The 12,981-nt window shown below is 69.2% G+C and carries 7 protein-coding genes and 1 pseudogene; 4 read left to right on the forward strand and 4 right to left on the reverse strand.

The window, feature by feature from the left end; genetic code table 11:
* Positions 1-6: 6 nt before the first annotated feature.
* Positions 7-1,410 carry a GntP family permease gene (locus tag ACT9F5_RS01410; protein ID WP_445118163.1) on the reverse strand — a complete coding sequence of 468 codons (1,404 nt, stop codon included), beginning with the start codon at positions 1,408-1,410 and terminating at the stop codon, positions 7-9.
* A 187-nt stretch (positions 1,411-1,597) separates the two neighbouring features.
* Here ACT9F5_RS01410 and ACT9F5_RS01415 point away from each other — a divergent pair, with 187 nt between their 5' ends.
* Positions 1,598-3,838, forward strand: a complete 2,241-nt coding sequence (locus ACT9F5_RS01415) for a TonB-dependent receptor domain-containing protein (protein ID WP_445118164.1) — start codon at positions 1,598-1,600, stop codon at positions 3,836-3,838.
* 129 nt (positions 3,839-3,967) lie between these two features.
* Positions 3,968-7,312, forward strand: a complete 3,345-nt coding sequence (locus ACT9F5_RS01420; protein WP_445118165.1) for a PAS-domain containing protein — start codon at positions 3,968-3,970, stop codon at positions 7,310-7,312.
* Between the two features lie 109 nt (positions 7,313-7,421).
* Here ACT9F5_RS01420 and ACT9F5_RS01425 read toward each other — a convergent pair whose 3' ends face one another.
* On the reverse strand, positions 7,422-8,087 hold the full coding sequence (locus tag ACT9F5_RS01425) for a response regulator (protein WP_445118166.1): 666 nt from the start codon (positions 8,085-8,087) through the stop codon (positions 7,422-7,424).
* Between the two features lie 118 nt (positions 8,088-8,205).
* Between ACT9F5_RS01425 and ACT9F5_RS01430 the strand changes: the two genes are divergently transcribed.
* Positions 8,206-10,044 carry a 3-hydroxybutyrate oligomer hydrolase family protein gene (locus tag ACT9F5_RS01430; RefSeq protein ID WP_445118167.1) on the forward strand — a complete coding sequence of 613 codons (1,839 nt, stop codon included), beginning with the start codon at positions 8,206-8,208 and terminating at the stop codon, positions 10,042-10,044.
* A 93-nt stretch (positions 10,045-10,137) separates the two neighbouring features.
* Complete coding sequence (yecR, locus tag ACT9F5_RS01435) at positions 10,138-10,476, forward strand: YecR family lipoprotein (RefSeq protein WP_445118168.1); 339 nt, start codon at positions 10,138-10,140, stop codon at positions 10,474-10,476.
* 38 nt (positions 10,477-10,514) lie between these two features.
* Here yecR and ACT9F5_RS01440 read toward each other — a convergent pair whose 3' ends face one another.
* Together ACT9F5_RS01440 and scpB are read right to left on the reverse strand one after the other, a co-directional pair.
* Complete coding sequence (locus tag ACT9F5_RS01440) at positions 10,515-12,089, reverse strand: pseudouridine synthase (protein WP_445118169.1); 1,575 nt, start codon at positions 12,087-12,089, stop codon at positions 10,515-10,517.
* Between the two features lie 23 nt (positions 12,090-12,112).
* Positions 12,113-12,973, reverse strand: a pseudogene (gene scpB, locus ACT9F5_RS01445) (SMC-Scp complex subunit ScpB); the annotation flags it as partial.
* Positions 12,974-12,981: the final 8 nt, after the last annotated feature.

Raw genomic sequence — 12,981 nt, forward strand, 5'->3', positions numbered from 1 at the left:
GCCCGATCACACGATCCCGGTCGCGTAGAACACCCCGATGATCACCATAACCGCCAGCGTCTTGATGATCGTGATCGCGAAGATGTCCTTGTAAGCCTGCCGGTGGGTCAGGCCGGTCACCGCCAGCAGGGTGATGACCGCGCCGTTGTGGGGCAGGGTGTCCATGCCGCCGGAGGCCATCGCCGCGACCCGGTGCAAGACTTCCATCGGGATGCCGGCGGCGTTGGCGTTGGCGATGAAGGTGTCGGCCATCGCTGCCAGCGCGATGCCCATGCCGCCTGACGCCGAACCGGTGATGCCGGCGAGCGCGGTGACGGTGACGGCTTCGTTGACCAGGGGGTCGGGGATCGCGCCGAGCGCGTTGGCGACCACGAGGAAGCCGGGCAGGGCGGCGATCACGGCGCCAAATCCATATTCGGAGGCGGTGTTCATGCCCGCCAGCAGCGCGCCGCCGATCGCGTCCTTGGTGCCATTGGCGAAGCTGGTCATCACCGGCTTCCAGGCGAACGCGATGACGCTGAAGATGCCGACCAGCAGCGCGCCCTCGACCGCCCAGATCGCGGTGATCGACGAGACCTGCTGCACGATCGGGGCGGCATCGCCGATCACCGCCGGGTCGAACGAATGCGACTCGCCGTAGATGCGCGGGATCCACACGGTGAACAGCTTGTTGGCGACGCCGACCAGCACCAGCGGCAGGATCGCGATGAACGGGTTGGCGAGGCGGCCGCCGGTGAACGCGACCGGCTCGTTGACCAGCGTCGCCGGGTCGCCGTAACCCTCGCCGGCCTTGAGCGCGACGCGGCGGCGCCAGTCTAGGTAGGCCAGGCCGACGGCAAGGATGAAGACGCCGCCGATGGTGCCGAGCCATGGCGCGGCCCAGGTGTTGGTGCCGAAGAACGTGGTCGGGATGATGTTCTGGATCTGCGGCGTGCCGGGCAGGGCATCCATGGTGAAGGTGAACGCGCCCAGCGCGATCGTGCCCGGGATCAACCGCTTGGGGATGTCACTCTGGCGGAAGAGTTCCGCGGCGAACGGGTACACCGCGAACACCACCACGAACAGCGACACCCCGCCGTAGGTCAGCACCGCGCAGACCATCACGATCGACAGCATCGCGCGGCTGGCACCGAACAGCTTGATGGTCGCGGCGACGATCGCCTTGGAGAAGCCCGACAGCTCGATCACCTTGCCGAAGATCGCGCCGAGCAGGAACACCGGGAAGTACAGCTTCAGGAACCCGACCATCTTGTCCATGAACAGGCCGGTGAACATCGGCGCGACCAGCGACGGGTCGGTCAGCAGCACCGCGCCGAGCGCCGCCACCGGCGCGAACAGGATCACGCTGTAACCGCGATAGGCCACGAACATCAGGAACGCCAGCGCGCCCAGCACGATCAGGAAATCCATACGCCCGCACACCCCCAGCCACTTCAGTGATGTTGGAGTGTCGGCGCGTGGCCGCCGCGGGGGCATTGTCCGAAGGTACAGCTGTCCCGGCCGGCGTCGGCTCCTAGTCTTGCCGTCATGGCGGCATTCTCCGCCGACCGGCCCCGCGCCGGTGAGCACGCATCCGGTTATCTGGGGAGAGGTTCTGATGGGTCGCAACGCCAAGAGTCGAAACACTTTGAGTCGGAGCGGCCTGACCGTCGCCATTGCCTGCGCGCTGCTTGCGCCGGCGGCATGGGCGCAGGATGCCGCCACGCCCGCGAAAGCACCCGCGCAGCAGGCCGAGGCGACCAACCTGGGCGCGGTCACGGTGACCGCGCGCAAGCGTGAGGAAACCATCCAGGACGTGCCGGTCGCGGTCACCGCCTTCACCGCCGATGCGCTGGACCGGCTCGCAGTCGAGGACCTCGGCGGCCTCGACGCGCAGGTGCCGAACCTGACCATCTACGCCGCGCGCGGCTCCAGCAGCACCATCACCGCCTACATCCGCGGCGTCGGCCAGTCCGATCCGCTGTGGGGCGTGGACCCGGGTGTCGGCATCTACATGGACGACGTCTACATCGCCCGTCCGCAGGGCGCGCTACTCGACGTGTTCGACGTCCAGCGCATCGAGGTGCTGCGCGGCCCGCAGGGCACTCTGTACGGCAAGAACACCATCGGCGGCGCGATCAAGTACATCTCGCGTGGCCTGCCGAAGGACTTCGGCGGCTTCGCCGAGGTCACCGTGGGCAACTACAACCAACTCGACGTCAAGGCGGCCGTCGGTGGCCCGATCGGAGGCAGCGAAGCATTGCGTGCACGCCTGGCAGTGGCCAGCCTCAACCGCGACGGCTTCGGCCAGAACACGTTGACCGACCAGGAAGTCAGCGACAAGGAGATCCTCGCGTTGCGCGCCAACCTCGGCGCCTATGTCAGCGAGGACCTCGACATCCAGTTCGCATTCGACTGGATGGACGACCAGTCCGGCGTGCGCGGGGCGAAGATGCTGGCGCCCAACCGGTTCGTGCCGGGCTTCGACCCGATGGACAGCCGCTACGACGTGCGCAACGGCATGCCCAACATCAACGACACCATGATCGCCGGCGCCTCGGCGACGGTGAACTGGCGTGCCAACGACGACTGGGCCTTCAAGTACGTGCTGGCCAAGCGCGAGTCCGACACCGAGACCAACATCGACTTCGACACCCTGCCGGCCAAGATCGCCGACGTGAAGGCGTTCTACAGCGACGAGCAGGTCAGCCACGAGTTGCAGGCCAACTTCGATGCCGGCGGCCGCGCCCGTGGCGTGATGGGCCTGTACGCATTCGACGGCGAAGCCGGCGGCCAGGTGCTCAACAACTTCTTCAACCTGCTGTTCGGCGACACCCAGGGCACGGTCTACACCGAGAGCGTCGCGCTGTACGCCGACTGGACCTTCGACCTGGGCACCCAGTGGGCGCTCAACGTCGGCGCGCGCTACACCGACGAGGACAAGAACGCGGTGGTGCTCAACCGCGGCTACACCGACGACACCTACAGCGTGCCGACCGCGACGGTCGCCGAGTTCGACAAGACCATCAACTTCAAGAACACCTCGCCGAAGGTCTCGCTGGACTACCAGGTGACCCCGGACATCATGGTCTACGGTTCGGCGTCGCGCGGCTTCAAGTCCGGCGGTTTCAACATCCGCGCGCAGGCCACCGCGGTGCCGCGCTCGGCCGAACCGTTCGACGACGAGGTGGTCGACAGCTTCGAGATCGGTAGCAAGATGGGTTTCCTCGACCAGACCCTGTTCCTCAACCTGGCGGCGTTCCACAACAAGTACGAGGACATCCAGCTGTCGGTGTTCACCGCGTTCGACAGCAACGGTGATGGCACCGAAGACGCGTTCTTCGGCGACTTCACCAACGCCGGCTCGGGCACCGTCAATGGCGTGGAGGCCGAGTACCAGTGGCTGCCGACCCGCAACTGGCTGGTCTCCGGCAACCTGGCGTGGCTGGACGCGAAGTACGACGAGTTCCTGTACGCCGGCGCCAACATCGCCGACGAGCAGGAGTTCACCAACGCGCCGGAGTTCTCCGGGGCGCTCAACCTCGAGTACCGCACCGACCTGGCCAGCGGCGGCAATCTGTCGACCCGCGTTGGCTACAGCTACCAGAGCGACGTGGTGGCGACCACCGAGATCGTCCGCACCGGCGCGCTGCCGATCACCCAGGACGGTTACGGACTGGTCAACGCGGGCGTCACCTGGAAGAGCGGCGGGCCATGGTCGGTCAAGCTGCAGGGCACCAACCTGGCCGACGAGGAGTACCGGACCACCGGCTACAACCTCAACACCGCGCTTGGGGTGATGACCGGCTTCTACGGCCCGCCGCGTCAGTACTCGTTGAGCGTGCGCTACGACTTCTGACGGCAGGTCCGGGACAACCGGGGACCCCCGGTCGGGCGGTGACGGCGGGCTTCGGCCCGTCGTTGCCGTTTTTGCTTGCGAAGGAGACGGTTCCGGGGAGTGGGCCCGGGGCCGGGGTATTCTCGCGCCATGCTGAACTTCACCACCGTCTCCCTCGCCAGCCTGGCCTGGCTGGGGCTGATGTTCGGCGTCGCGCTGTACGCCGAGCGCCGGCCGGCGCTGTGGTCGCGCCACTGGCGCCATGTCTACGCGCTGTCGCTGGCGGTGCACTGCACCTCGTGGACCTTCTACGGCACCGTCACCCAGGCCGCGCGCTACGGCTGGCCGTTGCCGCCGACCTTCCTTGGCGCGATCCTGCTTTACGCGCTCGCGGTCGGCTTCATGATCAAGCTGGTGCGGCTGGCGCGCGAGACCAACGCGACCTCGATCGCCGACCTGATCGCGACCCGCCTTGGCAAGGACGCATGGCTGGCAGCGACGGTGACGCTGGTCGCCGCGCTTGGCCTGATCCCGTACATCGCGCTGCAGCTGAAGGCGGTGGCGATGAGCTTCGCGATGCTGACCACGCGCGACGGCGGCACCGTGGCGCCGGCGTGGCAGGACAGCGCACTGTACGTGGCGCTGGCAATGGCGCTGTTCGCGATGCTGTTTGGCACCCGCCGGGCCAGCGCGACCGAGCACAACCGCGGGCTGGTGCTGGCGATGGCGGTGGAGTCGGTGTTCAAGCTGACCGCGATGCTGGCGATCGGGGCGTTCGTCTGGTTTGGACTGGATCGCCTGCCTGAGGTGATCGCGGAGGCCCCGCCCGTGGCGTCGGTCGGCGGTTTCATGCCACTGGTGCTGCTGGGTGCGCTGGCGATGTTCATCCTGCCGCACCAGTTCCACATCGGCGTGGTCGAGTGCCGCGACGAGCGCGACGTGCGCACCGCGCGCTGGCAGTTCCCGTTGTACCTGGTGCTGATCGCGTTGCCGGTGCTGCCATTGGCGACCGCCGGCGCGGCGCTGCTCGGCGACACGGTGCCATCTGACCTCTACGTGCTGGCGTTGCCCTTGTCGCTGGGGCAGGACGGGCTGGCGTTGTTCGCGTTCCTCGGCGGGCTCAGCGCGGCGACCGGCATGGTCGTGGTCAGCACGCTGACGTTGAGCCTGATGATTGGCAACCACTGGTTCGCGCCCGGCCTGCTGCGCGGCGCGTGGTCGCGCAACGACGGCAGCGACCTGCGCGGCAGCGTGCTGGCGCTGCGCCGCGCCGGCATCGTGGTGATCATGCTGCTGGCGTGGGCCTACAGCCGGCTGGTGGCGGGCAGCGAGGCGCTGGCCGATGTCGGTGCGGTGTCGTTCTCGGCGCTGGCGACGCTGGCGCCGGCGCTGGGGTTCGCGGTGTGGCGACCGCAGACGCCGCCACGTGCGGCGGTCATCGGGATCGTGGTCGGGTTCGCCGCATGGGCATGGGTGTTGTTGTTGCCGACCGTGTTCGAACTGGGCGGCGATACGCCGGGCTGGGTGGATGGCGGTCCGCTCGGGCTGGGCTGGTTGGCGCCGGATGGCTTGTTCGGCCTGACCGGCTGGAGTCGGCTGGGGCGTGCGGTCGGCGCCAGCCTGTCCCTCGGCACGCTGGCGACGGTGCTGGCAGCGGTGTGGCGCCGCGATATGCCCCGACGCGCCTATCGCGGACTGGACGCGAAGAGCCTGCGCGACGCCGGCATGCGGTTCCTGCCGCGCGAGCGGGTGGCGGAGTTGCTGCGCGGCGTCGCCGATATGGGCGCGGTGCCCACGCAGGTCGAGGCGGGCGTCGAGCGCGAACTGGCGGCGGTGCTGGGGTCGGCGTCGGCGCGGGTGCTGCTCGACGCGGCACGGCGCGAGGCCGGCGACCTCGATACCGTTGCGGCGATCGTGGGCGAAGCCTCGGCCGACCTGCGCTTCAACCAGCGCGTGCTCGAGGCGGCGCTGCAGAACATGAGCCAGGGCATCAGCGTGGTCGATGCCGAACTCCGGCTGGTGGCGTGGAACCGCCGCTACGCCGAACTGTTCGGTTTTCCCGGCGAGCTGCTGCAGGTTGGCCGCCCGATCGCCGACCTGTCGCGCTGGGCCTTGCAGCAGCTGCCGCCGCGCGGCGACCTGGAACGCGCGCTGCAGCGGCGGCTCGCGTTCATGCGCGCCGGTACACCGCACCTGACCGAGCGGGTGATGCCGGACGGCAGCATCGTCGAGATCCGTGGCAACCCGATGCCGGGCGGCGGTTTCGTTGCAACCTATACCGACGTCACCGCGTTTCGCCGCGCCGAGGCCGGGCTGCTGCAGGCCAACGAAACCCTCGAGCAACGCGTGGTCGAGCGGACCCGCGAGCTCGAGGTCGCCACCCGCGAGGCCGAGCGCGCCAACGACGGCAAGAGCCGCTTCCTCGCCGCGATCGGCCACGACCTGATGCAGCCGTTGCATGCCGCGCAGCTATTCACCGATGCGTTGTCGGGCCAGTTGTGCGAGCCGGCCCAGCGCGGCGTGCTGGCGCAGATCGGCGGCGCGCTGGATTCCACCGGCGACCTGCTGACCGGGTTGCTCGACATGTCGCGGCTGGAGGGCGGCGGGCTGGTGCCGCAGCCGCGCGACTTCCCCCTGGCCGAGGTACTCGAGCCACTGGCGTCGGAGTTCGGCGCGATCGCGGCGGCGCGCGGGCTGGTATTCCGTTTCGTCGGCACCGCGGCGTGGGTGCACAGCGACCCGCAATTGTTGCGTCGGGTGCTGCAGAACTTCCTTGCCAACGCCGTGCGCTACACCGCGGCCGGTGGCGTGCTGCTCGGGGTGCGGCGCGACGGCGATGGCCTGCGGATCGAGGTCCACGACACCGGGCCGGGCATCGAGGCCGACATGCAACGGGCCATCTTCGACGAGTTCCGTCGCGGCGACGATGCGCCGGGGCAGGGCCTGGGGCTCGGCCTGTCGATCGCCGACCGCATCGCCCAGTTGCTGCACGTGCCGCTGGACCTGCGCAGCACGCCGGGGCGCGGGACGGTGTTCGCGGTGCGGGTGGGGCAGGTACGTGCGCCCATGCTGGCTGCAGCGCCACGTGCCCCGCGTGGACTCATCGGCCTGCGCGTGCTGCTGGTCGACAATGATCCGCAGGCGCTGGATGCCCTCGCCGGCGTGCTGCGCGGGTGGGGCTGCGAAGTGGCGACCGCGGTCGATCGTGCCGGCGCCGAACGGGAGATGACGGCGCGGCCGGCATCACTGTGGTTGTTCGACTACCACCTCGACGACGGCGATACCGGCGTCGCGCTGGCAGCCGACCTTGGTCAGCGATACGGCCCTCGACCGACCCTCGTGCTCAGCGCCGACGGAACCCACGCCGTGCGACGCGCGGTGCTGGAAGCCGGCTACTCGCTGCTGGCCAAGCCGCTCAAGCCGCTCGCGTTGAAGTCCGTCCTCGACCGCCTGATCGCCGCGACCGAAATCCGCGCCACCGCGGGGCCACTGTAGGAGCGGCTTCAGCCGCGATCTGGAGTCGGTACGGGCGGACGATTTCACGATCGCGGCTGAAGCCGCTCCTACAAACGCCCGGGTCCAGTCGGATAAATGACCGGGGCGATCAGCCCTCGATCCGCCGCGACGGATCACTCAGCTCCAGCTCCCGCAGCACCACCCCGGCCTGGGTCCGGTTGCGCACGCCGAGCCGTTCGAAGATCGCCGACAGATGCGCCTTCACGGTGCGCTCCTGCACCTCCAGCCGGTCGGCGATCTGCTTGTTCAGCAGCCCCTCCGCCACGAAGGTCAACACCCGGAACTGCTGCGGCGACAGGCTCGCCAGCCGCGCCGCAAGGTCGGCATCACTGCTCGAACTTTGCGTGCGCGCAACCGCGGCGCGCAACGGTGGCGGCAGCCATTGCTCGCATGCCAGCACCGCGCGGATCGCATCGCGCAGTTCGTCCAGCCCGGAGCTCTTGGGCAGGTAACCGGCGGCGCCGTGGTCGAGCGCACGCCGCACCACCCGCGGGTCGTCATTGGCCGACACCACCACCACCGCCACGCCCGGGTACTGCGCGCGGATCGCGGCGAGCCCGGCCAGGCCGTGGTTGCCGGGCATGTGCAGGTCCAACAGGACCAGGTCGATGTCGGGTTCCGATTCCAGCACCGCCAGCACGCCGTCGAGCGACTCCGCCTCATGCACCACCAGCCCGGCCACGGCGTCGGCCGCCGCGCCACGCAGGGCGGCCCGGAACAGCGGATGGTCATCGGCGATCAGTAGCGCGGGCATTGCGGGGCGGGCATCGGCGGTGGTGTGCGGACTGGCGCCCAGACTAGCAAGCGCCGCCACGGCCGGCGTGGTACGAAGGTACGATGGCGCGGTCGTGGCGGCTTGCTAGGGTTGCGGCATGAAGATGCCCTTGCTCAATCTCTCCGCGCCGATTCGCCCGGTGGTCGGCGCCGTCGTCCTGCTGGCCGGCTGCGCGACTTCCGTTCCCCACGCCACTTCCGCAGACGACATGGCCCCGACGTCCGGATCGAACCTGGTTTCAGCCATCGCCGTCACCGAGCACCGGGGACAGGATGATCTGCTGACCGCCGGCCTTGGACTCGACGGCCTGCGTGCGATGACCCCGCCGGGGTTCGCCGATCCCGCTGCGCCGACGCCGGCCGAATTGCGTCGCCGTGCGGTCTGGAGCAACTGGCGCGGCATCGCCGACCTCGCGCCAGGCGGTGGCTATGGCGAGTTGTACGGCAACGTTGCGGCGGTGCCGGGGCGCGAGTTCCAGGCGCTCGCGCAAGTCCCGGGCGCCAGCCAGCCACACCGCGTGCTGGTACAGGTGCCGGACAATTTCGACCAGCAGGCGCGCTGCATCGTGGTGGCGCCGGCGTCCGGCTCACGTGGTGTGCTCGGCGCGATTGCCGTCGCGGGGCCGTGGGCGCTGCCGAAGGGCTGCGCCGTGGCCTACACCGACAAGGGCAACGGCAACGACTACTTCGACCTCGATGCGGGGCTGGGCGTGCGCCTCGACGGCACCATCGGCGCGCCGTCGGCGGACCAGCCGCTGGCGTTCGTGCCGGAACCGGGGACCGGCAGTGGCATCGCGGTCAAGCACGCGCACTCGCGCGACAACCCCGAGGCCGACTGGGGACGCCACGTGAAGCAGGCTGCGGAGTTCGCGCTGCAATCGCTCGACCAGGCCTTCCCGGATGCAGCGCCATTCGCATTCGACAACACCACGGTGATCGCGGTTGGCGTCTCCAACGGCGGCGGCGCGGTGCTGCGCGCGGCGGAACTCGAAGGCGACTGGCTCGATGCGGTCGTCGCCGGCGAACCCAATGTGCAGGTCGCCGGAGCGCGGCCGCTGTACGACTACATGACCGAGGCGGCGCTGCTGATGCCGTGCGCGCTGCCCGCACTGGGCATCCCGCCGATGCCGACCGCGGCGGCGCATTGCGCGGCATTGGCCGAGGCCGGGCTGGTCTCCGGTTCGACGCTGGAGCAACAGCAGAAATCCGCCTACGACACGTTGCGCGCGAATGGCTGGACCGACGCCGCAATGCGCGCCGGCTCGATCAGCGTCGCCTTTGACTTGTGGCGCGCGGTGGCGGTGACCTACGCTTCCGCCTACGGCCGCCATGGCGTGGACGAACATCCCTGTGGCTACTCGTTCGCGGCGCAGGAGAAGGACGGTACGCCACGACCGGCAACCGCAGCCGAACGCGCCGCCTGGACGGCCGACGGCGGCGGCATTCCGCCGGGCGCGGGCGTCGGCATCATCGCGCCGACGACGGATGCAACCGCGCCGCTGGCGCAGCTGCAATGCCTGCGGGCACTGTGGATTGGCGAGGGTGCCAATGCCGACCGCGTCCGTGCCGGTATCGAGGAAATCCGCGCCGGCCTGCCGCGCGAAGGCCTGCCGATCATGGTGGTCCACGGCCTCGACGACGGTTTGATCCCGCCGGCCTTCAGCAGCACGCCGTACGTGGCCGCCGCGCAGGCGGCGGAGCGCGACGTTCGCTACTGGCAGGTCCGCAACGCCCAGCATTTCGACGCCTTCCTGGGCTTGCCGGTTTACGGTGCGCAGTACCTGCCGCTGCTGCCGTATGTCTACGAAGCGCTGGACCGGACCTGGGAGCACCTGCACGACGGCACGCCATTGCCGGCCGACGCCGTGATCGAAACCACCCCGCGCGGCAAATCGGACGCTCCATTGGAGGCTGCCGACCTCGCCATCCCACGTTGAAACTGGTGCGGGGCCATGCCTGATGGTCCTGCTGCGCGGCTGGAACTGTGCTAGGTTCAGCCGACCCCATCGATTTCAGCGGAGGAAATGACGATGAAGATGCATGCGGGCTTTTTGATACCGACGATCCTGCTGGCCAGCTGTGCCACCACTACCAGCGATTGGGCAGTGCTGGATGCCAGTCAGTCGGATCGGTTGGAGTTGGTATCGCAATCCGGCGTACGGGGCAACGATGCGAAGGCGCGACAGACAGCGCTGCGGACATGCGAGTCCAAGGGCTACGCTCGCGCCATCGAACTGGATGATCGCGCGATGACCTGCAGTTCCGCTGCCAGCGCGCAATGCGATACCACGCGGAGGGTTGTGACATTCGAGTGTCGTTCTGCGAAGGACGATCATCCAGTGGCTTTCAACGGCACGCTGAAGAAATAAAAAGAGGCGCCGAAAGGCGCCTTTTTTACGGTCTGAAGTCAGCCGCCGTTGCGCGGCCCGCGATTGCCGCCACCGGGCTTGCCGCCGCGCGGCGGTCCCTGGCGCGGACCGCCGGGCTTGTTGCCGCCCGGACGCGGGCCGCCCGGGCGACCGCCGGGCTTACCGGACGGTCGCGCACTGCGCGACTTGTCGCCGTACGGGTTGAAGCCGCCGGGATTGGCGTGGTCCGACGGGAAGGTCGGGGCGTTGCCGGGGTGGCCGTAGGGACGCGGAGCGCGTTGGCTCTGTCCCTGGCCTTGGCCACCACCACCCGGACCGCGCTCGCTGCGACCCTGGTATCCGCCACCACCGCCTCCCGGGCGTGCGCCGCCACCGGAGCGTCCACCGGGCTTGCCATACGGCTTCTTCGGACCACGACCATCGGCGTTGCGATGCCCGCTCGGGCCGGTTTCGACGCCGTCGGGCACGTACCAGGTACGGAACGCGGCCGGGTTGCCGTCGGGCAGGGCACGGGCCCCCTTGTCCTTGCGTTGCTTGAACGGCTTCTGCGACTGCTTGGCCGCGGCCTCGCCACTGACGGTCAGGCCGCCGTGGCGCTTCGGGCCACCGCGACCACGGCCGCCGCGGTCCTCGCGGACATTGTCGAAGCGGCGCAGTTCGCGACCTTCATCGGCGGTGGTGACGTGGCCGCCCACGTAACCGGGACTGCTGCCACGGCCACTGAGGTTGATCGTCGACTTGCTGGCCTTGCGCTGGCCGATCACCGGCTGCAGGGTCAGCGCCGAGGGGGCACCGTCCTCCAGGCCGAGGTCGGCGCGCAGCTTCTCGACCTTGTCGCCTTCCAGCTCCTGCGACTGCCCGCGCAGCAGTTCGCGCGGCAGCGAGACATCGCCGTAACTGATGCGCTTGAGCCGGCTGACCTGGCAGCCCTGCGATTCCCACAGGCGCCGCACTTCGCGGTTGCGGCCTTCCTTGACCACCACGCGGAACCAGTCATGCGAGTCGGTGCCGCCGATGCGCTCGATATCGTCGAACCTGGCCGGGCCGTCGTCGAGGGCGACGCCGCGCTTGAGCCGGTCGGGGATGTTGTCGGGCACGCGGTCCTGGCCTTCCGGGGCGCGCACGCGGCAGACGTACTCGCGCTCGACCTCGAACGACGGGTGCATCAGCGCATTGGCCAGCTCGCCATCGGTGGTCAGCAGCAGCAGGCCGGTGGTGTTGATGTCGAGGCGGCCGATCGCGATCCAGCGCGCGCCCTTGAGCGCGGGCAGGGCCTCGAAGATGGTCGGCCGGCCCTCGGGGTCCTCGCGGGTGGTCACTTCGCCTTCGGGCTTGTTGTACATCAGCACGCGCGAGGGCTCGACCAGCGCGCTGGCGACGAACTGGCGGCCGTCGAGTTCGACCTTGTCGCCGCTGCCGATGCTCTGGCCGACCTGTGCGACCGCGCCGTTGACCTTGACCAGGCCGTCGGCGATGCGCTGTTCGAGTGCGCGGCGCGAGCCGAGCCCGGCCTGCGCCAATACCTTGTGGAGTCGTTCCTCCAGCCGCGGGGCACCGTTGCCGGCGTCGCTGCCGCGCTTGAGGGACAGCTTGTTGCGTGTTTCTTCAGTCATTTCAATTGCTCCGACGAGGCCAGTTCGGCGTCGTCATCCTGGGGTTGCTCGTCCACGGTCGAGGATTCGGCGTCGTGGGTTTGGGGTGCGGATTCGTCCGCTTCGTCCGCGCGAGGGTCCGGCGCGGCGTCGGTTTGGGTTTCGGGCTCGATGGCGTCACCGAAGTCACCGGCGTCGATGGAAGTGTCGACATCGGCTTCGTCGGCCGGCGACACCGTGGCGTCTTCACCATCGTTGGCCGCACCTGCAGCGTCGCTGTCGCTTTCTCCATCGCTGCCGATGCCGCCGGCCTCGATGGTCTTCGGCGCGTCCTTCTCGCCGTCCTCGCCATCGAACTGGAACTGCGGTTCCAGCTCGCCGATGTCCTTCAACTCCGACAACGGCGGCAGCTCGTCCAGCCGCTTCAACCCGAAGTAGTCGAGGAACACCTTGGTGGTGCCGAACAGCGCCGGCTTGCCGGGCACGTCGCGGTGGCCGACCACGCGGATCCACTCGCGCTCTTCCAGCGCCCGGATGATGTTGCTACTGACCGCGACGCCGCGGACCTGCTCGATCTCGCCGCGGGTGATCGGCTGGCGGTAGGCGATCAGCGCCAGCGTCTCCAGCGTCGCCCGGGTGTAGCGGGTCTGGCGCTCGGTCCACAGTCGCGCGACCCAGCGGTGGACGTCGGCCTTGACCTGGTAACGGAAGCCCGAGGCCAGTTCGACCAGCTCGACACCGCGTTCGGCGCAATCGGCCTGCAGCGTCTCCAGCGCCTGTCCGACGCTGCCGGCCGGCGCCGGCTCGTCGTCGGGGAACAGCCCGTTGAGCTGCGCCAGCGTCAGCGGCTGGTTGGCCGCGAGCAGGGCGGCCTCGATGATGCGGGTGATCAGGGTCTGGTCCATGCAGTTCG

The organism is Lysobacter sp. F6437 (assembly GCF_052547215.1).

Excerpts from the sequence above, each read along its gene's own strand:
- yecR (WP_445118168.1), top strand. The coding sequence starts at position 10,138 with ATGAAGATGCATGCGGGCTTTTTGATACCGACGATCCTGCTGGCCAGC.
- ACT9F5_RS01410 (WP_445118163.1), bottom strand. The coding sequence starts at position 1,410 with ATGGATTTCCTGATCGTGCTGGGCGCGCTGGCGTTCCTGATGTTCGTG.
- ACT9F5_RS01430 (WP_445118167.1), top strand. The coding sequence starts at position 8,206 with ATGAAGATGCCCTTGCTCAATCTCTCCGCGCCGATTCGCCCGGTGGTC.
- ACT9F5_RS01415 (WP_445118164.1), top strand. The coding sequence starts at position 1,598 with ATGGGTCGCAACGCCAAGAGTCGAAACACTTTGAGTCGGAGCGGCCTG.
- ACT9F5_RS01420 (WP_445118165.1), top strand. The coding sequence starts at position 3,968 with ATGCTGAACTTCACCACCGTCTCCCTCGCCAGCCTGGCCTGGCTGGGG.
- ACT9F5_RS01440 (WP_445118169.1), bottom strand. The coding sequence starts at position 12,089 with ATGACTGAAGAAACACGCAACAAGCTGTCCCTCAAGCGCGGCAGCGAC.
- ACT9F5_RS01425 (WP_445118166.1), bottom strand. The coding sequence starts at position 8,087 with ATGCCCGCGCTACTGATCGCCGATGACCATCCGCTGTTCCGGGCCGCC.